This window comes from Aquirufa lenticrescens (assembly GCF_019916085.1).
In the GTDB taxonomy this organism is placed as follows: domain Bacteria; phylum Bacteroidota; class Bacteroidia; order Cytophagales; family Spirosomataceae; genus Aquirufa; species Aquirufa lenticrescens.
On sequence record NZ_CP049834.1, the window covers coordinates 2,286,947 to 2,309,080 of the forward strand.

Sequence of the window (22,134 nt, forward strand, 5' to 3'; positions counted from 1 at the left end):
GTAGGGATTGTTTTAAAGATTAGCAAAATTATTACATTTACATCTGCCAAAAAACCTTTTTCTGCTGTGCTAGACAGTTTATTTTAAATTATATGCGTAAATTTTATCTTGTTCTATTGTCCGCCTTCTTAATGTATCCCCTTATGGCTCAGAAAACCGTAAAAACTGATAAACATGTTGTGTACCAAATGATGTTTCATCTTTGGGGAAATCAAAATACGAATGTGAAGAGAAACGGTTCTGCTGCTGATAATGGGGTAACGAAGTTTAAAGATGTATCTATGAAGGGTTTACAAACCTTGAAAAAGAAAGGCTATTCTCATTTATATACGACGGGAATTTTAGAGCATGCGACGATGGAGGATTTTTCCGCTTTCGGATCGCCTTTAGATCATCCACAGGTAGTGAAAGGTCGGGCGGGTTCTCCTTTTGCGATTAAAGATTACTATGATGTGAATCCTTTTTTAGCTGATAAACCGGCAGAACGCATGCAAGAATTTGCTGCTATGTTAGATCGGGTGCATCAAGCGGATTTAAAATTAGTCTTGGATTTTGTGCCTAATCACTTAGCTAGAGCCTATCATTCAGATCAGAAGCCAGCAGGTGTTGTTGATTTTGGCCATAACGATAACAAAGACCTCTCCTTCTCGCCTTCAAATAATTTCTATTATTTACCGGGTACGCAGTTTACTATTCCTACGGGGGTAAATCCGCCAGTCCCTGTGACAGTTCCTTATATTGAGATTCCGGCTAAAGTGAGTGGAAACAACGTTTTCTCTGCGCAACCATCGATTCACGATTGGTTTGAAACGGTTAAGTTGAACTACGGTGTCGATCTTCAACAAGGAAATCAGACTCATTTTGATCCGATTCCGGACACATGGTTGAAAATGACAGATGTGTTAATTTATTGGACCAAAAAGGGTGTGGATGGTTTCCGCTGTGATATGGCGGAGATGGTGCCAGTAGAGTTTTGGGCTTATGCGATTCCTAAGGTGAAAGCAATTAACCCAGAAGCCGTATTTATCGCGGAGATTTATAATCCACAAGAATACCGGAATTATATTTTTAAAGGAGGATTTGACTATTTGTACGATAAAGTAGGCCTTTATGATGTAATTCGTCATATTATGGAGAAGAAACCTGGCGCAACAACGGCCGATATTACCCGTGTTTGGCAAAATGAGTCGGGTGATTTTGCGAATCATATGTTACGTTTCTTAGAAAACCATGATGAGACGCGTTTGAATTCATCAGGCTTTGCGGCAACTAATTTTTGGTCTACGATTCCAGGGATGGTGCTGACTGCCAGTATGCACGATGGCCCATTAATGATCTACTTTGGTCAAGAGTTTGGGGAGAAAGCGCAAGAAATCGAAGGGTTTAATGAGGCAGACGACCGTACAACGATGTTTGATTTCTATCGGGTAGATACACACCAGCGCTGGCTAAATGGTGGAAAATTTGACGGAGGTAAATTAACTGCAGCTGAAAAGGAAATAGATTCTTTCTATACCGAATTGTTAGCTTTGATTAATTCGAGCGAAGTGATTCAAAAAGGAAAGTTCTTTGATCTTCAATACGCACAAAATGCAGCCTATCCAAAAGATAAGGTATATGCTTATTTACGCTATACAGATAAAGGACGCAACTTAATCATTTGTAATTTTGATTCAGTACGTCATGATTTCAACATCGAAATTCCTAAGTTAGCACTGGATATGATGGGAATTAATTCCTATGCGCTTAAGTCAATCAAATCGTTCGTCCCTCCTGCTGCTCAAGCGGGAAAAGTCGAAGGAAATCGTATTCAAATTCCCTCCAATTCAGCGATCATTATTTCACTATAAAAACCTATGAAAACATTTACTAAGCCGCGTTTAAGTATTGGCCAAATCTTTAATATGAGTGTCGGATTTTTAGGCATTCAATTTGGTTTTGCATTACAGAATGGTAATGCCTCCCGCGTACTTCAAAACTTCGGTGCAGATGTGGAGCAATTATCTTGGTTTTGGTTAGCTGCGCCTTTAACAGGAATGATTATTCAGCCGATTATTGGATTTTATTCTGACAGAACTTGGAATGGGCTAGGTCGAAGAAAACCTTTCTTCTTGACCGGAGCTATTCTGGCTGCCACAGCTTTGTTCTTTTTCCCTCATGCGGGTGCCTTAGCGAATTTTATTCCACCTATGATTGTGGGTGCAGGTATTTTAATGATGATGGATGCGTCATTTAATGTGGCTATGGAGCCGTTTAGAGCATTAGTGGCGGATAATTTACCAGAGGAACAAAACACACTAGGTTTTTCCATTCAGACTTTCTTGATTGGAATTGGAGCGGTAGTAGGTTCTTGGTTACCCTACATGTTTGGTAATTGGTTCGGTATTTCAAAGGATGCTGTGGAAGGCCAAATTCCTGATAACGTATTATATAGTTTTTATGTAGGGGCTGCTGTGTTTATTACGGCGATTGTTTGGACGATAGCGACGACTAAAGAATATTCACCTGCAGAGCGCAAGGCGATGGGTTTTGAGGAAGAAGGGACTAAAGATTCCATTTGGTCTGTTTTCCGTTACATCAAGGAAATGCCTTTCACGATGCGCCAATTAGGTGTGGTGCAATTCTTTTCTTGGTTTGCCTTATTCTCTATGTGGGTATTCTCCACTCCTGCCATTGCGCACCACGTTTACGGATTACCGATGGACGATCATAGTTCTCCTGAATTCCAAAATGCGGCCAACTGGGTGGGAATAATTTTCGGTGTATATAGTGCGGTTTCAGCTGTTTATGCCATCTTTTTGCCACGTATTGCGAAGTCAATCGGAAATAAAGCGACGCATGCAGTTTCATTGATAGCCGGTGGTTTGGGATTAATTTCAATCTATTTCATTTCTGATCCACAGATGTTAATTTTCAGTATGGTGGGTGTGGGAATGGCTTGGGCCTCGATTTTAGCGATGCCTTATGCCATATTAGCTGGTTCTATTCCGATGTCTAAAATGGGTGTTTACATGGGTATCTTCAATTTCTTCATTACGTTACCTCAAATCGTGAGTGGTATCATTGGAGGATCTTTGGTGAAACATGTGTACGGTGGTAATGCCATTTTCGCTATCGTGGTAGCGGGTTTCTTCTTTATCGCTGGTTCGATTAGCGTATTGTGGATTAAGGAAAAGGCCTAGCATGAAAGTCTGGGTATTTTTTCTTCTCCCTTTCATCGCTTTTTCTCAGGTAATTCCTTCAGCAGTTTTGCCTCGTATTCAAGCAGCGCGAGAAAAGCGTAATCCATTGTTGATAGCGGAGCAATTTTATGGCCTTCCCTATTCCTCTCATGCTTTATCAAAGGAAAACCCGGAGAAGTTTGTCGTTGATTTTTCTGGTTTTGATTGCGTGACTTTTGTGGAGAATGTGTGGAGTTTATACCGTTCCAAAGGTATTGATTCTACATTTCTGCGCGAATTAGAACAGATTCGTTATGCTAGAAAACCTATTTCCTATGAAAATAGGAATCATTATTTAAGCGCTACCTTTCTTCAAATGGAGGACAAAGGCTTGTTTAAACAGGTAATTCCTGCTTCATACCGTGTATTAGCGGTCAAAAAAGTGGATTTTTTATCGCAATTCTTGGCCCCTAAAAAATGGATGATTGTGCTCCCTGCTATTCAGAAAATGGAAAACGATTTAGGTCCGATGACCTATGTTCCTAGTGCCTACTTTTCCCAAGTGTCTTCTTACCTACAATCAGGTGATGTGATTGCTTTTGTCTCAAAGCGGAAAGACCTTGATTACCAACATGTAGGCTTTATTCGCCAACATAAGGGGCAATATTATTTAGTCCACGCTTCTCAAGATCGCCGAAAAGTGTGTCAATCAGTTGAATCAATTTCCGTATATTTAAAGAATCATCCTTCAATGATAGGATTTAATGTCTTTAGACCGGAATATGCCAAATAAACGTTACGATTTCGACCAAATTATTGATCGCCGCCAAACCCATTCGTTCAAATGGGATAATGTGACTTACCCCGTTCATGCAGACATGATACCCATGCCAGTGGCTGATATGGATTTTTCAGTGGCAGATGAAATATTGGAGGCATTAGATCGTATTACGGCTCACGGTATTTTAGGTTACTCGATTGTTCCTGAAACTTTAAAAATAGCTGCTCAGCATAAAATTGAAAGCGATTATTCCTGGACCACTTCGCTTGATTCACAAGTATGGATTCCTGGTATTGTTCCCGGAATTACTGCTGCATGTGCGGCGTTAACGAATGAAAAAGAAGGTATCATTACCGCAGTTCCTGTGTATCACCCCTTTCATTTAGTGGCTGGTTGGGTTAATTGTCCACTGATTACGTTTGAATTGATCAAGGAAGGTGATCGTTGGACCTATGATTTTGAAGATTTTGAACGAGGTCTTCAAAAAGGGCCGAAAGTTTTCCTTTTATGTAATCCACATAATCCAGGTGGGACGATTTTTAATGAAACAGAAATCTTACGCATTGTCGATCTTTGTGCCAAATACAACGTTACTATCGTTTCTGACGAGATTCATGCTGATTTGCGATTATATCCTCAGTCCGAACATCTTTCCATTGGCCGATTTGAGAAACAACCCATCATCAGCTTTTTTGCTACCTCTAAGGCGTTTAATACAGCGGGATTAGGTGGTGCAGTTGCCGTCATTCCCGATGCAGCACTTCGAGATAAATTCACCAAAGCATCCGCCGGCTTCTTCTCCATGTTATCTAGACATAGTATTGAAGTGATGTTAGCCACTTATGCTCATGGGGAAGAGTGGTTAGCGCAGCTTTTGCCCTATTTACGTGCAAATCACGATTTACTTTTGGAATATGTACGTGAAACTCCCGGTTTATCTATGCAGCCTCTGGAAGGAACCTATTTAGCTTGGATTGAATATGACGAGAATTTATGGGGGGATTTCCAAAAGAAATGTTGGGATGCTGGTGTTCACGTGTTACGTGGAGAGCAATTCAGGGGTCGGAATTTTATACGGATGAATTTTGCTTGCCCACGCGTTATTCTAGAAAAAGCAATTGAACGCATGAAATCAATCACACATGGCTAGGTTGTTGAAGTTTTTCTTGTTCGTTCTTTTACTAGGTTTTTTAGCCTATATATTCGTGTACATAGGAGAATTAGATGACAAACCAGAAGAAACAGAGATGACAGATGTAGATGTGGTGAAGGCTTATGGAGATTCCCTAGCGCTCATTGCTGCAGATGATACCATATCGAAAACGATGGCTACTACACTGACATCTGCCTTTGAAGACTTTACAGTTACTGTAGAGGTAGGAGCCATTCGACTAGAGAAAAGTCATTCAGTTCTTTTAGAAAAAAAGGTAGCGAATTTCAAGGCATCCACAGTCTTGGCCACTGATTTGAATGGAAATGAGAAGCCAGAATTTTGGGTAGCCGGCTGGCAGGGTAAAAACTACCGAATCTTTGCTTTTGAATATGAAAACCGGAAATTTCGGGACATTCGCTTTCCGGCTATTATGGGGCGGCAGCGTTTGGGATATGTGGGGGCAGATAGTTTGTATTTAGAAAAGGCGGCTATTGTGCATTCCTTTGGATATGAAAATGATCCTTATGCCGATATCTCTTCAGGGATTCGCGCTTGTTATTATAAATATGGAGCGGACGGCAGTTTTGTCCTCTCTAAAACCTTAGACCTAGAAAAAAACAATGAGTAAAGTAAGCCTACGTTCGCAGCAGTGGTTTGGAAAGACCGGTAAAGATGGATTTATCTACCGTGCCTGGATGAAAAACCAAGGGATTCCAGATGATTATTTCCAAGGAAAACCGGTGATTGGTATTTGCAATACCTGGTCAGAATTAACGCCTTGCAATGCGCATTTCAGGGAATTAGCAGAATTTGTGAAGAAAGGCATTATTGAAGCAGGTGGATTTCCGGTGGAGTTCCCTGTCATGTCTTTGGGCGAAACCTTAATCAAGCCTACTGCGATGTTGTACCGTAATTTAGCGAGTATGGACGTGGAAGAATCGATTCGGGCAAATCCAATTGACGGAGTGGTGCTGATGTGTGGATGCGATAAAACGACTCCTTCTCTTGTGATGGGAGCTTGCAGTGTCGATTTACCAACCTTGGTTATCTCTGGTGGACCCATGATGAAAGGGAAATTTAAAGGAAAGGAAATTGGAACGTCGGATGTTTGGCGTTTCGCTGAAGCGTATAAGCTAGGCGAATTAACGCAGAAGGAATTTATTGAAGCAGAAGCCTGCATGGCTAGAACGCCTGGTCACTGTGCCGTGATGGGAACGGCGTCTACCATGGCGACGATGGTGGAAGCCTTGGGTTTAAGTTTACCTCAAAATGCGGCTATTCCGGCGGCTGATGTACGTAGAAAAGTACTTGCGCAGCATTCCGGACGCCGTATTGTGGAGATGGTAAATGAGGATTTGAAGATGTCCAAAGTCTTAACGCGTCCCGCTTTCGAAAATGCGATTCGCGTCAATGCGGCTACTGGTGGCTCGACTAATTTCGTGATTCACTTGACAGCAATTGCGGGTCGATTAGGGGTAGATTTGAAACTAGATGATTTTGATGAATTCTCTCGTAATATTCCACTTTTAGCCAATATTCAGCCTTCTGGAGAACACTTCATGGAAGACTTGTATTACGCAGGAGGACTTCCGGCTTTGATGAATCAAATGAAAGAACATTTACATACGTCGATTGTGACAGTAAATGGTAAGACGGTGGGTGAAAACATCGATAATACGCCTATTTATGACCCAAGCATCATTTCGTCGTTTGAAGCTCCGTTCAAACCCGATTCTGGAATAGCGGTGGTTAGAGGAAATTTAGCGCCGAATGGAGCCGTATTGAAGCCATCTGCGGCTTCTAAAGCCTTATTTAAACACCGTGGTAAGGCGGTTGTCTTTGAAAATATTGAGGATTATCATGCAAGAATTGATTCTCCTGAGTTAGAGGTAGATGAAAATTCGGTGATGGTTTTAAAAAATGTAGGCCCTAAAGGGTATCCAGGAATGGCTGAGGTGGGGAATATGGGCATACCGAAAAAGCTTTTGGAAAAAGGTGTGAAGGATATGGTCCGAATTTCGGACGGTCGTATGAGTGGAACGGGTTTTGGTACAGTGGTACTTCACGTATCGCCTGAGTCTGCTGCCGGTGGGCCTTTGAATTGGGTGCAAAATGGGGATTACATTGCCTTAGACGTTGAAAATCGTATGATTAATTGGGAAGTATCAGAGGAAGAGTTGGCGGCTCGTAAGTTAGCACAACCTTTTGAGAAGCCTAAAACGATTCGGGGTTATGTAGGCCTTTTTATTGATCACGTAGAACAAGCAGATCAAGGAGCTGATTTTGATTTCCTAAAAGGCGGTTCAGGATCTATCGTTACGCGCGATTCTCATTAATATGAAAGTATATATCGTCACCGGTGCAGGACAAGGGATTGGGTATCAAATTGCACAGCAGTTGATGTCTGAGGGGCATTTAGTGGTTAAAAATGATATTGACTCTGCCCTACTTTCTGGTCCATACTCGAAAGCCGGTGACGTTAGTTCTTACGAGTTTATCCAGGAGTTAGTTGCCTATGCGAAATCATTACCCGGTGAGTTAGCCGGTTGTGTGTGTAATGCGGGGGTGACGACTTTTGGGAGTTTTTGGGAGTATAGCCCAGCTTCTATGAAATCTTTATTGGATTTAAATATTCAGGGGACTTTTTTCTTGATTCAAGAAGTGGCGAAAGCCATACGTAATGCGGGTAATCCTGGTTCCATTGTGGTGACATCTTCTGTCACAGGACATCAAGCACATCCGGATTTAGCGGCGTATGGGATGACAAAGGCGGCCTTGAATCAATTAGTCCAAAACTTGGTCATCGACCTCTCGCCCTTTCAAATTCGCATTAATGCCGTTTCGCCTGGTGCTACGATGACCGAAAGAACAGAGAAGGATGCTAGTTATTTGCAGGAATGGAGCCGATTAACTCCTTTGGGTAGACCAGCTGATGTTCAGGATATTTCTGAAGCTGTTTGTTTCTTTTTAAGTGATAAGGCAAAACATATCACTGGTCAAACATTAATTGTTGATGGTGGCTGGACAAGTATAAGTCCCCCACCTAAAGCCTAAGACCAGGCCTTTTCTAAGAAATTAAGCCAGTTTTGGTGGCAGAATTTTACAATGTCCTCGTCAGAAAATCCACGTTTTAAAAGCATTTCAGGTAGTTTTTGTAAATCAGCAATGGTCTCCATGTCTGCTGGACATTGTTCTCTACCAAATCCTCCGTCTAAGTCAGTTCCTAATCCCACGTGATTCGTGTTACCAGCTAAATCACAAACGTGGACTAAATGATCTATGAGTGTATTCAGGGTGACGTTCTTATTCAATGGTGTAGATTCCCCTCTCACCCAACCTGGTACCATCATCCAAGCATCCATCGGCATTCCAATGACCGCTCCACGCGAAATAATCTCCTTCAACTGTTCATCGCTGAATTGACGATTGTGATTAACTAAGGCTCGGCAATTTTGATGGCTCGCCCATACCGGACCTTGGTGGTATTCCATCGCCTCCCAAAAACTATCATCACATAAATGCGTAGCATCCAAGATGATGTTTAAATCCATCATCTTGCGCAATAAATCATGTCCCTTTACTCCCATTCCGCCTGTGGCATTGGTTCCTTGCGCATAACGTCCCGGACCATAATGGGCTAGCCCCAAGGCACGTAATCCAGATGCGTAGGCTATTTCTAAATACTCTAATGAAACGATAGAATCAGCTCCCTCTAGACTTAAGATATAGCCGATGGTATGCCCATCCGCTTCCCATTGTGTTATATGATCGTGTAATTCGGATCTATTTCGAATAGGACGTAGATCGCCTGTTCTTTCTAAAGCTTTGTAATAGGCTAATTGACCTTGCGTTTGTGCCCAGGCTTGTTCTGGACTATTCCAGCCAGGTAAAGTGGAGTCAGCGGCTACATAGCGAGCGATTTGAGTGGCCACGACGATGCCTACATTCCCTTTTCTTAATTCGTCTAAACTTACAGTCGCATTGCCACGATCTGGTTTATCCGTTAAATGCTTTTCGCGATCATTGATTTCTTGAATACTAGCGCGTAAGTCTCGATTCCACTCGAGCGCGTTCATACTTAAATCTAAATGGGCGTCGATTAATAGCATAATCTGCGATTTCTAGCTTTTACCTCCCACAAACTACCGTCAATGACTTGAAGATGCGAATGTAGATTCACTGTAGGACAAATATGGTAAGGTATCATTCGGATGATTTCACCTATAGTATATGCTGAATTATCACCTACTTCTACAATGCCATGTTCTTCGCTTTGTGATTTAAGTACCCAGCTTGGATGGTCGATAAAACGGACACGGTTATCTATCGGATTTTCTGCCGCAACCGATTTGTGCCCTAAATCGAGGCAAATTGTCGAATCTGTGGGTTTTGAGATAATTCTAGCGATAATCTCTACTCCAAATTCAAAGGTATTTTCTGGAAATAATGCCGCATAACCCGCATCAAAGAAGATAAAGGTACCTGGGCTGCAGGTAAATTGGGAATTTTTATGATGCACAAGAAAACTAGGTGTACCAGATACTACTAATTCTAAATCGCTTGTATCGATTTGTCCTAAAAGCTCGTAGAATGAGGTGAAATCAGTTTCCACATGTTTGGCACGGTCTTCGTATACTTTGTCCCGAATATGACCATCATAGGCGTGTAGGCCGCGTAATGTGACGTTAGGTAACGTTTGAATATGTTGAATTAAACCCAAAGCCTTATCGGGTGTAATTCCCGTCCGATTCATCCCCATATTCAGGTCTACATACACTCCTGTTGAAAGGTCTGCAATAATGCGATTGAGTTCAGAAGCGGCAAAGGCATCATCTATGATGGAAGAGAATTTCGTTTTAGGGTAATGGGCGACTAATTCTTTAAATCGTTCCAAATTAGGTCCGATCAACTGCATTGATATAAGTACATCTGGAGCCTCTGAAAGGGCTAAAAGTTCAGCCTCTGCAATGGTAGCACATTTGAACTTAGTGATACCCGCTGCTAATAATAAGTCGTTTCCCTCTTTCGTCTTATGTGTTTTGATATGTGGGCGAAGACGTGCAGGATTGCCATCTACCATTTCAATGACTTTGGCAATATTACGTTTTACACGATCAGGATAAACAATTAATCCCGGGCTTTCAAATGCGTCGAAAGTTTTCATGAAATTGCTCGATCTAAGTGAACATAGCCCCCATCTACGTGGATGATTTGCCCAGTGGTGTGACTTGATTTAGGTGACAGTAAAAAGGTAACCATATCCCCTATCTCTTCTTTTGTGGTCATACGCTGTCCTAAAGGTATTTTGCAAGTGATACTGGCTAATTTTTCCTTCGGATTTTCTAACGTCTCAATCCATTTCTCATACATAGGTGTGTAACATTCAGCCACGATGACCGAATTAACTCGAATGTTATAATCACGCAATTCTAGCGCCCATTCACGTGTTAAGGCATTTCTTCCTCCATTCGAAGCGGCATATCCAGAGGTATTTCCTTGTCCTGTTTCTGCTGTTTTCGACCCGATATTAACGATAGCCCCTTTGCTTTTTTTCAAATAAGGTAACACCGCTTGAGCCATTAAATAATAATGCGTCAAATTCGCATTTATGGATTGTATGAATTTTTCGTAATTCCCCGTTTCTAGGCCCACCCCATCATTTAATCCCGCATTATTCACTAATCCATCAATTTTACCAAACATCTTGGCAACTTTATCTACTACTTGTTGGCATTCGGACGGATTACTTAGATCGGCCACAAAGGAGAATGCTTGTCCGCCTGTTGCTTGAATTTTTTCGATGCAACGCTGATTATCATCTTCATTTCGTCCTACGATGGCCACCATAGCGGATTCTAAGGCTAAAGATTCAGAAATTCCTTGCCCAATTCCTTTGGCTCCACCTGTCACGATGATTACTTTCTCTCTTAATCCTAAATTCATAGTGTTTCTAATTGATAAAATTCGATAGCGTTCTGACGGTAAATTAGTTCTTTTTCTGACTCATTTAATCCTTTAAGCGCTTCTTGAAACGAAGCAACCCAGCGTTCTACCGTTGAATTTACTAAAACAACCGGATAATCACTTCCGATTAGTAGTCTCTGTGGACCAAAAACGTTCAAAGCCATATCCACAATCTCATTTACTTGTTGCTGTGTCCAAGACTGATCCGCAGCTTCCGTCACAATCCCCGAAATTTTAGCAGAAACGTGTGATAAATTAGCAAACGCTTGAATTTCCTTCTTCCATTCTTGGATATTCCCTGATTTTAGTGGGGCTTTGGCCAAATGATCTAATACGATTTTTTGCTCATCGCAAGTTTCACAAAAAGCAATGGCCGATTTGATTTGATGCGGATAAATCAATAAATCATAGCTTAAATCGAAGCTTGCGAGGGTTTTAACACCTCGGATAAATTCTCTATTAGCTAGAAAATGGGGGTCTTTTTCTCCTTGAACAATATGTCTAAATCCTTTGATTGATTCAAATTGTGAGAAATATGCCAGTCTGTCCTCGATATTAGCACTTTGTAAATCGACCCAGCCCACGACTCCTTGAATGAATTCGTTTTGTTCTGCTAATGCTAATAGAAACAAGGTTTCCTCTTCTGAAGAATCTGCTTGAACAGCCACGCAGCCTGTAAATCCTTGGTCTCTAAAAAGTGGTTCGCTGTAGTTTGGGTAAAAATCAGCCCGAAGAACGGACATCTCCGGTGTTATCCAGGTGTCTCGTTCTTCGTTGTAATTCCAAAAATGTTGATGTGCATCAATCATCCCTGATAGGCTATCGCTGTTTGTTGTTGTTCTCCTAATCCATCCATGCCTAAAGTAACTACATCACCTGGTTTTAAATAGATTGGTGGATTAAATCCTAATCCCACACCGTGAGGTGTACCCGTGCTTATGACATCCCCAGGTAATAAAGTCATGAATTGAGAGATATAGGAAACTACTTGAGGTACATTGAAAATCAATTGATTGGTATTACTTGTTTGGAAGCGTTTCCCGTTGACATCTAACCACATATCTAAAGCATGTACGTCTTTGATCTCTTCTTTTGTCGCTAAATAGGGTCCCAAAGGCGCAAAGGTATCACATCCCTTCCCTTTTGACCAGTTTCCACCCCGTTCTAATTGGTATTCTCGTTCAGACAAATCGTTGTGCAAGCAATAACCGGCTACATAATCGTAAGCATCTGCTTCTGAAACATAAGAGGCTTTTTTGCCGATCACAATAGCTAATTCAACCTCCCAGTCTGTCTTTATCGAGTTTTTGGGGATAACGATATTATCATTGGGACCTGAAAGCGCAGTCGTACTTTTGAAGAATAAAATGGGTTCTTTCGGAATTTCAGCGCCCGTTTCTTTGGCATGATCCGCGTAATTTAAACCTACGCACACAATTTTACTCGGTCTAGCGACGCAAGAACCTAATCGTCCTGTAATGGCAGGGAAATCACTTGGGTTAAGTTGAGCTAATTCTGCTAATCCATTCTGTTGAAAAAAGGACTCATTAAAATCTGTAAAACGTGATGACACGTCATAATAGGTCCCATCTTGGTATATACTGGGCTTTTCTGCTCCCTCATTTCCTATTCTTGCTAACCTCATGTTATAATTTTTTAATAACGTCCCACATGGTATCAGCTAAAAACTGATTTCCTGCTTCATTTAAGTGAACACGGTCAGATGTTAAGATACCTGACGCTTTGTTTTCGATGTTGTTTTTAGACTCATAATCCAAAAAGGCTTTGCGCAAATCGATTAATTGTAAGCTATTGTCTTTAGCGATTTTCTTGATGATCGCGGAATAGGCATTTAGGTCTCCGTCGTTCTCGTTTGAGTTATCAAACTTCTCTCCAATTACCGTAGGTGTACAGATAACTACCTGAGCATTAGCTTTTTGAATCTTCTTAATTAAAGCATTGTAGAATCTTTCAAACTTGTCTGCATCTGTACCAGTACGTGAACTTGTTTTATGCCAAACGTCGTTAATACCAATGTAAATAATCACTATATTCGGATTCTTAGCCACTACATCTTCTTCATGACGTAGGTATAAATCGTATACTTTGTTACCACCAATTCCGGCTCCAATTAATTCATATTGATTAGAAAGTCCTTGAGCGGCAATCATTTCGGTCATTTTGGTGATGTACCCTGTCTTACCTACTCCCGCTTGAGTGATCGAATCACCAAAGAAAATAATACGCTTAGGGCCATCTTTCTTGAATGAACTTAAAGAGGTTCCCAAAATCAATAACAGGCAAATCAGTTGTTTTTTCATAGGTTTAGTTGTTTAGATAAATGAATCCACCGTCAATTGGATAATCACAACCCGTGATAAATGCGGCTTCATCGGAACATAAATATAAAGCTAAATGGGCAATTTCTTGTGGTTTTGCCATTCGACCTATCGGTTGAGTAGCAGAAAGTTTCTCAAACATTTCTTTTTGCTGGTCTGGGTAGTTTTTAACAATAAAACCATCCACAAATGGCGTATGGACTCTTCCTGGTGAAATACAGTTGCAACGGATCCCTTGTTTTACGTAATCTTTCGCCACTGATTGTGTCATCGATTTAATTGCCCCTTTTGTCATTGAATAACCAAAACGATCCGGAATTCCTACAGATGCAGCCACCGAGGCCATATTCAATATAACACCCGACTTCTGCTCAATCATAGATGGAATAAAAGCATACATGCAGTGATAGGCTCCTTTCACATTGACATCAAAGATGCGTTGGAAATCAGTTGGGTTCGTTTTTTCCAAATTCCCAATTTGTGGAATCCCCGCATTATTCACAAGGATATCTATCGATTTCAACTTTGCAGCAATGGCCTCTACCGCTTCTAGAGATGTTATATCAGCCTGATGAAAGATGATTTCAGCTGGCATAGGCTCGACAGATGGATTTAAGTCTAAAACATGCACCTCTGCCCCTTGAGCTAAGAATGTTAGCGCAATGGATTGTCCGATGCCAGAGCATCCGCCGGTAATAAGGACTTTTTTGTTAGTTAGTTTGAACATGTCATTCAGTTGTCAGTGGGCAGTTATCAGTAGTCCGGAGGGAATGAGTCCGAAGGATTCGCCTATACTATCTATACTCTCTACTCTATAATCTATCATTCACCATTTACCATTCACCATTTAAAGCGAAACCCCTCTCCTCCAGAACATAAAGTCATCCTGTCCTAAATCCATCGCTTTCGTATTAATCTCTCCAGAGGCTAATTGAATGATGTATTCTAAGACTTCTTCGCCCGTTTGTTCCACTGTTTTTTCACCTGAAATAATAGGACCACAGTCAATATCAATGATTTCAGGTAGCTTTTGAGCTAGTTTCGTATTCGTTGATAATTTCACCATGGGGCTGATTGGGTTACCTGTGGGTGTTCCTAGGCCTGTGGTGAATAATTGAATCGTAGCACCTGCACCAGCCATACCTGTGGTGGCTAATACATCATTTCCAGGAGTACAAACTAGGTTTAAACCTTTCTTGGTGACATATTGGCCATAGCCTAACACATCCTCAATAGGAGAAGAACCTGCTTTTTTAGCGGCTCCTGCAGATTTAATCGCATCGGTAATTAAACCATCTTTGATGTTACCCGGAGATGGATTCATATCGAACCCAGCACCCACTAATGCAGCACGTCTGGCGTATTCTCGCATTAAGAAACCAAAATTATCGGCAATTTCCTTCGTTACAGCTCTGTTTTGAAGTTCTTGTTCAACACCACATAATTCAGGGAATTCAGCGATCAACACAGTACCACCTAGTCCTACGACTAAGTCTGCGGTATGGCCTATGGCTGGATTCGTTGAAATTCCGGAGAAACCATCAGATCCACCACATTTAACACCTACGCGTAAAGCCGATAAGGGAGCCGGTTTACGGGTTTGTTTATTTATTTCCACCAGACCCTTAAATGTTTGTAGAATCACTTCATTCAGCATATTCTCTACTCCGCTCCCATTATCTTGTTGTTGCTCAAAGATGTATAATGGCTTAGAAAAGTTAGGGTCTTTTTCTTTTAGCTTTTCTTTAAATACCTCAATTTGAGAATGTTGGCAACCTAAACTTAAAACGGTGATTCCACCTACGTTCGGATTTAGGCAATAACCCGCTAATAAGGCGCAAAGATTTAAGGAATCGTCTTTATTCTCGCCACAACCACTTTCGTGCGTTAAGAATTTGATTCCATCTACGTTCGGGAATTGGGCTGATTTATGTACCAAAATCGAAGCAGAGGAAGCTGTATCTATTTCTAGTGCTTTTCCTTCAGCTAGTTGCTTTCCTAATTGTTGAACCTTTTGAGTGAATGGATCCATCTTTTGGAAGCCCAAACCATTTAAAAAGGCATTCTTTAATAATTCGATATTTCTGTTTTCGCAGAAAACTAAGGGAATAACTAACCAATAGTTTTGAGTTCCTACTTGACCATCTGCGCGGTGATAGCCGTTGAATGTTCTGTTTTTGAATTTGGATACATCAGGTGCTGTCCATTCATACTCTTTTTGTTTTCCGACAAAATCCGTGGCAGCATGATGTAGATTAAAGGTATGAATGAGCCCACCTTTGGGAATATCTTGACTAGCTAAACCGACTAAAACGCCATACATGGTTGCTCTGCCATCTTTTGCAATTGCTTCAGTGGTGAATTTATGCTTAGCTGCAATATCATCTTGAAGCGTAATTTCATTGCCGTTATGTTGTATAATCTTTCCTTTAGGTAGATCTTGTAGGGCAACAAGTAAATTGTCAGTTGGGTTGATTTGTAAGAATTTTTGGCTCATTTTGTTAGGCTAAATATAGTATTGGCTAGTACCCATTTGGCTCCTGCTGGAGTTCCTGGGATTGTTTTTTGGTAATTCGACATCAAGGTTTCCCAGGCTTGTACGGCTGGGTTAAGGGAATCTATCTCCCCTTTTTTGGCAAAACTAAAATTATCATTCGCTATAATTTCCATGCAAAGTCTATTCTCAAAACGAAAGATATGCATCGATTCTATACCAGATGAAAGGATACTTTCTTCAATTTCAACAGGAATCGACTCGTGGTATTTCTCATACTCCTTGATTAATTCAGGATCGTCCTTTAAGTCTAGAAATAAGATAAATCGTTGCATTAGTCTTTGATTTCAAATCCTTTGTAAGCGAAAAATACGATATAAGCGAAACACAGTAATGGTACACTTAAAGCGGCTACTGTACCTACTTTGAATAAAGACGCGGTTAACGGTGGAACAAGGGCACCGCCTACAATAGACATAATAATTAAAGAGGATGCTAATTTTGATCCATCTCCAAGGCCTTTACATGACAAGGCGAATATGGTCGGGAACATAATGGATTGGAAGAAATAAACAGCGATTAAAGCTAATAAAGCAGCTATACCACCTCCAAACATCGCAACGGCTACAGAAATCACTGCTCCTATGGCATATATGCCTAACACTTTGTTTGAGGCAATTCTTCCCATTAAATAGGTTCCTAAGAATCTACCCAGTAAAAACAAGATAAAGGCAAAAGAAGCATGGAAACTAGCGATCTGCGTGGGGCTCATCGTATCAGATATTTGGTAGATTTTATCTACTATCCACAAATTGTCGTTTTTCGCTAAATCCAATTTCAAATCCACAAAATTTCCCCAAAGAGAAACCTGTGCCCCTACATTTAAAAACTGCGCTAATATCCCTAAAACTAAATGTTTACGCTTTAATAAACTGGCTATGGTTACTTTGCTAGTTGATTCTTCAGCCGACTGTAATTCAGGCATTTTTGTGAATACAAATAGGATGGCAACTAATGCGACTACAAGTCCGATGATTAAATAAGGCATTTGTACAGAAGCGGCTTGGCTTATTCGAATGGCTTCAGCTTCCGCAGCAGGAAGCGCTTGAATCATTTCTCTGGTGTATTCTTTCTCAGAGAAGATGAATAATCCACCAATGATGGGTCCTAAAATAATACTCATACCATTGAATGACTGCGCTAAGTTCAATCGGAAATCTCCTTTTTTAGGATCCCCTAATACCGTCACATACAAGTTTGCAGCTGTCTCTAAAAAGGCAATTCCTGAAGCCATTAAAAATAAGGCCGCTAAGAAAAATCCGTAAATACGTACCTCAGCTGCAGGGTAAAATAAGAATGATCCGGCAGCATAAAGGACTAAACCCACTAGGATTCCTGCTTTATAGCCCATTTTCTTCATCACATAACCGGCAGGTAGTGCCATCGCGAAATAGCCAAAATAAAAGGCCGTCTCCACGATATTGGCTTGCCAGCGTTGTAAATCAAGTGCAGTTTGGAATTGCTTGACTAAGGAGCCGTTTAAACTGTTAGCTAGTCCCCACAAAAAGAATAAGCTAGTGACTAAGATGAGTGGAATCGTATACGAGGTAGATTCCGAATTCTTTAAAGTAGGTTGATCGTCGTTTAGAGGTAATGCCATGTTGATTTATTTTATATAAAAGCCAAAACACTGCTTAATTTACCGCCTTTTATTTAATTTTATTGCAAACCAAATTGACATAATGAAAAATTACATTGCCCTATTCCTTCTACTTTGTAGTATTAGCCTATCAGCGCAGATTAAGTCGCCTGAAGAATTCTTAGGCTACCCGATTGGTACAAAATTTACCTACCACCATCAGATAGTAGCCTATAGTCGTTATTTAGCTGCACAAAGTAATGGTTTAGCGCAATGGCATGTGTATGGGCAAACAAGCGAGGGGCGTGAGCAAGGACAAATGCTCATCGCGAATCTACCGACTGGTGTGAGTCTTGAGCAAGTGCAGCAAAATCACCAGAAGCGTATTCAAGGCGAAAAAACCGACCCTTTACTCCCAGTGATTATTAATTTATCTTTTAATGTGCACGGAAATGAAGCGGCCGGAAGTGAAGCCGCATTGAATACCTTGTATTCTTTGATTTCTAAACCCAATAAATCCATTCCTTATGTCATTTTGATTGATCCTTGCATTAATCCGGATGGTCGTGATGCTTATGTCACGCAATACAATCGCCGCAATTACTTACCAGGTGGAAATCCAGATCCAAACGATCAAGAGCATTACGAGGGTATCACTTCAGGACGTTATAATCATTTCTCCTTTGACTTAAACCGGGATTGGGTTTGGCAGACACAGAAAGAAACGCAGCAGCGTTTGAAGTTCTACCGTTCTTGGATGCCCATGATGCATGCGGATTTTCACGAGCAAAGTTTCCAACACTCGTATTACTTCCCGCCGGCAGCGAAACCCTATTTGAATTTCATCGCTCAGTCAACTAAGGATTTACAAGAAAGTGTAGGACGTTCATTTTCGAAGTTATTTGATGAAAAGAAATGGCCATATTTCACTTCAGAGGTCTATGATTTATTATATCCTGGTTATGGAGATACTTACCCAGTCTTGAATGGCGCATTAGGAATGACCTTAGAGCAAGGGGGAATTAGAGGTGGATTAATTTCTGCCAAAATCGACGGCGACACCATTTCACTAGTGGATCGCGTGAAGCATCACTCGGCTCTAGCACTAAATTTAGTAGAATGGTCTTTAGCGAATGCAGAAAGTTTGAAAACTTCTTTTTATGGTGTGCATGATAAGTCGAGGACGACTCCGTCGAATAAGTTTTCCTATTATTTTGTGCCAGAAAAGGAATTAGAAAAAGGTCAGGAGTTTATCCAATTATTAGAGAAAAATAATATCACCTATTTGAAAAATATGGGTGTTACAAAGTCAACCCAGGCATATGATTATTCTACACTGAAGCAGTTTACATTGTCTGATAAATCTATTGGATTATTAATTCCTGCCAAACAGTCATCTGCGCCATTGATTCAAGCTTTATTGGACCCTACTATTGCTTTGGAAGATTCTATGACTTACGATATCACAGCTTGGAATCTGTTTCAATTAAATGGCATAAAAGCCTATGGAGTAAATGAAAATGTGTTTACTGTGGTTAAAGATCATGAAGGAGAAAGGTTGTTAGATCTTGATACGTCAGTGCATATAGCCTATATTGCAACGCCTAAAGTTCCATCCTTAACTCAAAAATTAATTCATTCGGCAATTCAAATTGGCGCTTTAGTTACTTTTTCGGATGTGCAAAATGGAGAAATTATTATTTCGTTTACTCATGTGAATAACGCAGATCGTGTTAAGTTTTTACAAAAAATGGAAAAGCTTAATATATTTCTAGAATCTCTCGACTCCTACCGTTCAAAAACAAGCTACGACCTTGGTTCCACCCACTTTAAACCCATTTTCATCCCTAAGATCGCCGTAGTAGTCGATCCATCAAACGACGTAAATCAACAAGGGGAACTAGCCTATTTCTTAACTCAGAAATATGGTTTTAAGCCTTCGTTAATCCCATCGACGCAATTATTCAAGTCGAATCTGTTCAATTACACGCACATCATTTATCCAGATGGCAAGTATGCTGCCCTCTCGAATACGAATTCGATTCTATTAACTGATTGGGTAAAAAAAGGTGGTAAACTGATTTTAATGGAGGGTGCTCGAAAGATTTTAGACGATAAAGATTTAGTGGCGAAAGAAGATACAGCAAGGCATACGTCAACCTATGCTATGCGAGAACGGGCAGAATTATCCAATACCACTTCAGGGAATCTATTGCAAGTGGAAGTGGAAAAGACCCATCCTTTGGCATTCAGAATTAACGATTCGTCGATTTATATCTTAAATCAAGTAACTGATTTTGTGAAGCTTCCGAAAGATTTTACTCCTGTTTTAAAAACTTCTGCTAAACCGAATATTATGGGCTTTGTAGGGGCAAATAAGAAAGCTCAACTAGCTAATTCTTTATTTTTAGGCGTTAAAGAAGTGGATAAAGGCAAAATCATTTGGTTTGGTTTTAATCCTTTATTCCGTGCGATTCCTAATCAAGGTCAAACTATTTTTGAAAACTGCTTCCTTTATTCAGAATTCTAATGAAAAGATTCACTCTCATATTTGCTCTTTTAAGCTATTCGCTATTTGCTCAAAAGGTAGCCCCTGTCTACCCTGTTCCCTCTGCTAAGCAATTAGCTTGGTCGGAATTAGAGTATTATGGTTTCATACATTTTAATATGAACACGTTTACGAATGTGGAATGGGGCGAGGGAAAAGAAAGTCCGTCTTCTTTCAATCCTACAGCCTTGGATTGTAATCAATGGGCTAGAATTGCAAAGAAGGCTGGAATGAAGGGACTGATTTTGACGGCGAAGCATCATGATGGATTTGCCCTTTATCCCTCTAAATATACCTCACATTCAGTGGCGAAATCACCATGGAAGAATGGAAAGGGGGATGTGGTGAAGGAATTATCTGAGGCCTGTAAAAAATACGGGTTAAAACTAGGCATCTATCTATCGCCTTGGGATCGTTTCCACCCAGATTATGGAACAGATGATTATAACCAGGTGTATGCCAAAATGCAGGAGGAATTATTAACGAACTACGGACCCATTTTTGAGTTTTGGTACGACGGCGCCAATGGTGAAGGACCTAATGGAAAAAAGCAGGTGTATGATTGGAATTTATTCCACTCAATGGTAAACAAATACCAGCCTACTGCGGTGCAATTCTCCGATGCTGGTCCTGACATTCGTTGGGTAGGAAACGAGCGAGGATATGCTTATGATACAATGTGGAGTCCTATTTTACGCGATAAGATCTATCCAGGATGTCCTGATTTTGACAATTATAGAAATGGTCAAGAAAATGGAACCCATTGGGTTTCTCCTGAAGTGGATGTGTCTATTCGTCCAGGTTGGTACTACCATCCGGAGCAGGATAATAAGGTCAAGACACCTGATTCTTTATTAAAGATTTACGCTGCTTCAGTAGGCCGTAATGCAAATCTTTTATTAAATATTCCAGTTGATACGCGTGGATTGATTCATAAGAATGATTCCGCTTCCTTGATGGGATTTGCGTCGATTCGGGCAAAGTCGCTTGTTAATCTTTTGAAGAAAAATATAAATGATCCCTTATTTGATGGGAAGAGCTCTACCTTTTGGATGGCAACTCCTACAAAGAATGATATATACGTTGAATTAAAGACCCCTCTTAGCATAAACAACATCATGCTTCAAGAGCCCATTGCCTTAGGTCAAAGAGTAAGTGCTTTTGAAGTAGAATTAATCGATGAATCGGGTAATAAAGAAGTGATAAAGGCGGGTACAATAGGTCACAAGCGAATGGTCACCTTCAGGGAGCGGAAACTAAAAAGCTTCCAAATTAGATTTACAGGTTCAAGAGGTCCTGTTTTAATTTCTAATTTAGAAGCTTATCGGTTTATTTCAACACGTAACGAACCGCTTTTCCAGTAAAGGTAAAGCCGCTCGCTGTTTGAGTGCTGTAAACAGAATATTTAACGTCAATGAGGGCGGTTGCACCTAATTCTTTGGCCTTTTCAACCATTTGACGAAGGATTTCTTGCTTTTTATCCTGGTGGTTTCCTCGGTATAGCATCTTCCCATTTTGGGTTTGCTTGTCCTCTAATGGAACTTCTCCTGACATTTTGATGGTTTCGATATCCTCATAGCTCTGTTTCGGATGATCATTAAAATACACAACATCAATATCGTATTTCACAGGAACTTCAAAACCTAAACCATCGTGTCGCTCGACCCCACCATTTTTAAAATCATTCGTATAATAGGTAGAAGGTTTGATGTTCTTAGAACAACCTACCACAGATAATACGAGAAGAAACTTACATGCTTTCTGAATCATAGATCAATACTTTATCCCAAAGGTGGGCACAGTTTTTAATAAACTCTAAGTGAATAGGAGCCGTTTGGTAATAATCGTGCCCTTTTTCGTCTTCAAACGTAGTTAATAAACAATAATCATACGAGCGATCGATCACGGGACGATCAGTACTAGCCGGTTTCCCTACGCTAAATACATCCACCGTCTCCACGTCAGCTAATGACTGGACGCCTGCCTCAAAAAGCGCGATATCTTCAGCGCTTAACCCTTTTTTTAACCAAAAATTTACAACGTGTACAAACATAT

General features: G+C 40.6%; 21 protein-coding genes. 9 read left to right on the forward strand and 12 right to left on the reverse strand.

Annotated features, from left to right (window positions below):
- The first annotated feature begins 143 nt into the window (after positions 1–143).
- The 7 genes from G9X62_RS10220 to G9X62_RS10250 are packed head-to-tail and all read left to right on the forward strand — an operon-like array spanning position 144 to position 8,149.
- A complete protein-coding gene (locus tag G9X62_RS10220) occupies positions 144–1,850 on the forward strand; it encodes an alpha-amylase family glycosyl hydrolase (protein ID WP_223130609.1) in 1,707 nt (568 codons plus the stop codon).
- Between the two features lie 6 nt (positions 1,851–1,856).
- Complete coding sequence (locus tag G9X62_RS10225) at positions 1,857–3,182, forward strand: MFS transporter (RefSeq protein WP_261345516.1); 1,326 nt, start codon at positions 1,857–1,859, stop codon at positions 3,180–3,182.
- A gap of 1 nt (position 3,183) precedes the next feature.
- The gene (locus tag G9X62_RS10230; protein ID WP_223130610.1) at positions 3,184–3,954 is read left to right on the forward strand and encodes an N-acetylmuramoyl-L-alanine amidase-like domain-containing protein; all 771 of its coding nucleotides are present in this window, start codon (positions 3,184–3,186) and stop codon (positions 3,952–3,954) included.
- Complete coding sequence (locus tag G9X62_RS10235; protein WP_223130611.1) at positions 3,944–5,092, forward strand: MalY/PatB family protein; 1,149 nt, start codon at positions 3,944–3,946, stop codon at positions 5,090–5,092. Before G9X62_RS10230 ends, G9X62_RS10235 begins: the two co-directional genes overlap by 11 nt.
- Positions 5,085–5,723 carry a hypothetical protein gene (locus G9X62_RS10240; protein ID WP_223130612.1) on the forward strand — a complete coding sequence of 213 codons (639 nt, stop codon included), beginning with the start codon at positions 5,085–5,087 and terminating at the stop codon, positions 5,721–5,723. The genes G9X62_RS10235 and G9X62_RS10240 overlap by 8 nt, the downstream gene beginning before the upstream one ends.
- The gene (locus tag G9X62_RS10245) at positions 5,716–7,431 is read left to right on the forward strand and encodes an IlvD/Edd family dehydratase (protein ID WP_223130613.1); all 1,716 of its coding nucleotides are present in this window, start codon (positions 5,716–5,718) and stop codon (positions 7,429–7,431) included. The genes G9X62_RS10240 and G9X62_RS10245 overlap by 8 nt, the downstream gene beginning before the upstream one ends.
- Before the next feature lies 1 nt (position 7,432).
- Positions 7,433–8,149, forward strand: a complete 717-nt coding sequence (locus tag G9X62_RS10250; protein ID WP_223130614.1) for an SDR family NAD(P)-dependent oxidoreductase — start codon at positions 7,433–7,435, stop codon at positions 8,147–8,149.
- Here the strand turns inward: G9X62_RS10250 and G9X62_RS10255 are convergent.
- From G9X62_RS10255 to fucP, 10 genes are all read right to left on the reverse strand, one after another.
- A complete protein-coding gene (locus tag G9X62_RS10255; protein ID WP_223130615.1) occupies positions 8,146–9,204 on the reverse strand; it encodes a dipeptidase in 1,059 nt (352 codons plus the stop codon). The genes G9X62_RS10250 and G9X62_RS10255 overlap by 4 nt on opposite strands.
- Positions 9,195–10,259, reverse strand: coding sequence for a D-TA family PLP-dependent enzyme (locus tag G9X62_RS10260; RefSeq protein ID WP_223130616.1), 1,065 nt, complete (start codon positions 10,257–10,259; stop codon positions 9,195–9,197). Before G9X62_RS10260 ends, G9X62_RS10255 begins: the two co-directional genes overlap by 10 nt.
- Positions 10,256–11,038 (reverse strand): L-fucose dehydrogenase, encoded by a 783-nt coding sequence (locus G9X62_RS10265; RefSeq protein WP_223130617.1) that lies wholly within the window; start codon positions 11,036–11,038, stop codon positions 10,256–10,258. Before G9X62_RS10265 ends, G9X62_RS10260 begins: the two co-directional genes overlap by 4 nt.
- Entirely contained in the window at positions 11,035–11,868 is an 834-nt protein-coding gene (locus tag G9X62_RS10270; RefSeq protein WP_223130618.1) for an amidohydrolase family protein, read from the reverse strand. Before G9X62_RS10270 ends, G9X62_RS10265 begins: the two co-directional genes overlap by 4 nt.
- Positions 11,865–12,704 (reverse strand): fumarylacetoacetate hydrolase family protein, encoded by an 840-nt coding sequence (locus tag G9X62_RS10275; protein WP_223130619.1) that lies wholly within the window; start codon positions 12,702–12,704, stop codon positions 11,865–11,867. Before G9X62_RS10275 ends, G9X62_RS10270 begins: the two co-directional genes overlap by 4 nt.
- Position 12,705: 1 nt before the next feature.
- Complete coding sequence (locus tag G9X62_RS10280) at positions 12,706–13,380, reverse strand: SGNH/GDSL hydrolase family protein (protein WP_223130620.1); 675 nt, start codon at positions 13,378–13,380, stop codon at positions 12,706–12,708.
- 4 nt (positions 13,381–13,384) lie between these two features.
- The gene (locus G9X62_RS10285) at positions 13,385–14,125 is read right to left on the reverse strand and encodes an SDR family NAD(P)-dependent oxidoreductase (RefSeq protein WP_223130621.1); all 741 of its coding nucleotides are present in this window, start codon (positions 14,123–14,125) and stop codon (positions 13,385–13,387) included.
- 120 nt (positions 14,126–14,245) lie between these two features.
- On the reverse strand, positions 14,246–15,895 hold the full coding sequence (locus G9X62_RS10290) for a UxaA family hydrolase (protein WP_223130622.1): 1,650 nt from the start codon (positions 15,893–15,895) through the stop codon (positions 14,246–14,248).
- The gene (locus G9X62_RS10295) at positions 15,892–16,227 is read right to left on the reverse strand and encodes an L-rhamnose mutarotase (protein ID WP_223130623.1); all 336 of its coding nucleotides are present in this window, start codon (positions 16,225–16,227) and stop codon (positions 15,892–15,894) included. Before G9X62_RS10295 ends, G9X62_RS10290 begins: the two co-directional genes overlap by 4 nt.
- Positions 16,227–17,552: an L-fucose:H+ symporter permease gene (fucP, locus tag G9X62_RS10300; protein WP_223130624.1), complete on the reverse strand. Its 1,326-nt coding sequence runs from the start codon at positions 17,550–17,552 to the stop codon at positions 16,227–16,229. Before fucP ends, G9X62_RS10295 begins: the two co-directional genes overlap by 1 nt.
- Before the next feature lie 82 nt (positions 17,553–17,634).
- Here fucP and G9X62_RS10305 point away from each other — a divergent pair, with 82 nt between their 5' ends.
- Positions 17,635–20,061, forward strand: a complete 2,427-nt coding sequence (locus G9X62_RS10305; RefSeq protein WP_223130625.1) for a M14 family zinc carboxypeptidase — start codon at positions 17,635–17,637, stop codon at positions 20,059–20,061.
- A complete protein-coding gene (locus G9X62_RS10310) occupies positions 20,061–21,443 on the forward strand; it encodes an alpha-L-fucosidase (RefSeq protein ID WP_223130626.1) in 1,383 nt (460 codons plus the stop codon). The genes G9X62_RS10305 and G9X62_RS10310 overlap by 1 nt, the downstream gene beginning before the upstream one ends.
- On the opposite strand, the gene G9X62_RS10315 is transcribed toward G9X62_RS10310, so the two are convergent.
- Positions 21,409–21,849: a heavy metal-binding domain-containing protein gene (locus tag G9X62_RS10315; protein ID WP_223130627.1), complete on the reverse strand. Its 441-nt coding sequence runs from the start codon at positions 21,847–21,849 to the stop codon at positions 21,409–21,411. The genes G9X62_RS10310 and G9X62_RS10315 overlap by 35 nt on opposite strands.
- Complete coding sequence (locus tag G9X62_RS10320) at positions 21,830–22,132, reverse strand: Dabb family protein (RefSeq protein WP_223130628.1); 303 nt, start codon at positions 22,130–22,132, stop codon at positions 21,830–21,832. The genes G9X62_RS10315 and G9X62_RS10320 overlap by 20 nt, the downstream gene beginning before the upstream one ends.
- Between the last annotated feature and the right edge of the window lie 2 nt (positions 22,133–22,134).

What these genes read in the sequence shown, in the direction of transcription:
- G9X62_RS10220 (WP_223130609.1), top strand. Translation starts at nt 144, where the DNA reads ATGGCTCAGAAAACCGTAAAAACTGATAAACATGTTGTGTACCAAATG.
- G9X62_RS10225 (WP_261345516.1), top strand. Translation starts at nt 1,857, where the DNA reads ATGAAAACATTTACTAAGCCGCGTTTAAGTATTGGCCAAATCTTTAAT.
- G9X62_RS10230 (WP_223130610.1), top strand. Translation starts at nt 3,184, where the DNA reads ATGAAAGTCTGGGTATTTTTTCTTCTCCCTTTCATCGCTTTTTCTCAG.
- G9X62_RS10235 (WP_223130611.1), top strand. Translation starts at nt 3,944, where the DNA reads ATGCCAAATAAACGTTACGATTTCGACCAAATTATTGATCGCCGCCAA.
- G9X62_RS10240 (WP_223130612.1), top strand. Translation starts at nt 5,085, where the DNA reads ATGGCTAGGTTGTTGAAGTTTTTCTTGTTCGTTCTTTTACTAGGTTTT.
- G9X62_RS10245 (WP_223130613.1), top strand. Translation starts at nt 5,716, where the DNA reads ATGAGTAAAGTAAGCCTACGTTCGCAGCAGTGGTTTGGAAAGACCGGT.
- G9X62_RS10250 (WP_223130614.1), top strand. Translation starts at nt 7,433, where the DNA reads ATGAAAGTATATATCGTCACCGGTGCAGGACAAGGGATTGGGTATCAA.
- G9X62_RS10255 (WP_223130615.1), bottom strand. Translation starts at nt 9,204, where the DNA reads ATGCTATTAATCGACGCCCATTTAGATTTAAGTATGAACGCGCTCGAG.
- G9X62_RS10260 (WP_223130616.1), bottom strand. Translation starts at nt 10,259, where the DNA reads ATGAAAACTTTCGACGCATTTGAAAGCCCGGGATTAATTGTTTATCCT.
- G9X62_RS10265 (WP_223130617.1), bottom strand. Translation starts at nt 11,038, where the DNA reads ATGAATTTAGGATTAAGAGAGAAAGTAATCATCGTGACAGGTGGAGCC.
- G9X62_RS10270 (WP_223130618.1), bottom strand. Translation starts at nt 11,868, where the DNA reads ATGATTGATGCACATCAACATTTTTGGAATTACAACGAAGAACGAGAC.
- G9X62_RS10275 (WP_223130619.1), bottom strand. Translation starts at nt 12,704, where the DNA reads ATGAGGTTAGCAAGAATAGGAAATGAGGGAGCAGAAAAGCCCAGTATA.
- G9X62_RS10280 (WP_223130620.1), bottom strand. Translation starts at nt 13,380, where the DNA reads ATGAAAAAACAACTGATTTGCCTGTTATTGATTTTGGGAACCTCTTTA.
- G9X62_RS10285 (WP_223130621.1), bottom strand. Translation starts at nt 14,125, where the DNA reads ATGTTCAAACTAACTAACAAAAAAGTCCTTATTACCGGCGGATGCTCT.
- G9X62_RS10290 (WP_223130622.1), bottom strand. Translation starts at nt 15,895, where the DNA reads ATGAGCCAAAAATTCTTACAAATCAACCCAACTGACAATTTACTTGTT.
- G9X62_RS10295 (WP_223130623.1), bottom strand. Translation starts at nt 16,227, where the DNA reads ATGCAACGATTTATCTTATTTCTAGACTTAAAGGACGATCCTGAATTA.
- fucP (WP_223130624.1), bottom strand. Translation starts at nt 17,552, where the DNA reads ATGGCATTACCTCTAAACGACGATCAACCTACTTTAAAGAATTCGGAA.
- G9X62_RS10305 (WP_223130625.1), top strand. Translation starts at nt 17,635, where the DNA reads ATGAAAAATTACATTGCCCTATTCCTTCTACTTTGTAGTATTAGCCTA.
- G9X62_RS10310 (WP_223130626.1), top strand. Translation starts at nt 20,061, where the DNA reads ATGAAAAGATTCACTCTCATATTTGCTCTTTTAAGCTATTCGCTATTT.
- G9X62_RS10315 (WP_223130627.1), bottom strand. Translation starts at nt 21,849, where the DNA reads ATGATTCAGAAAGCATGTAAGTTTCTTCTCGTATTATCTGTGGTAGGT.
- G9X62_RS10320 (WP_223130628.1), bottom strand. Translation starts at nt 22,132, where the DNA reads ATGTTTGTACACGTTGTAAATTTTTGGTTAAAAAAAGGGTTAAGCGCT.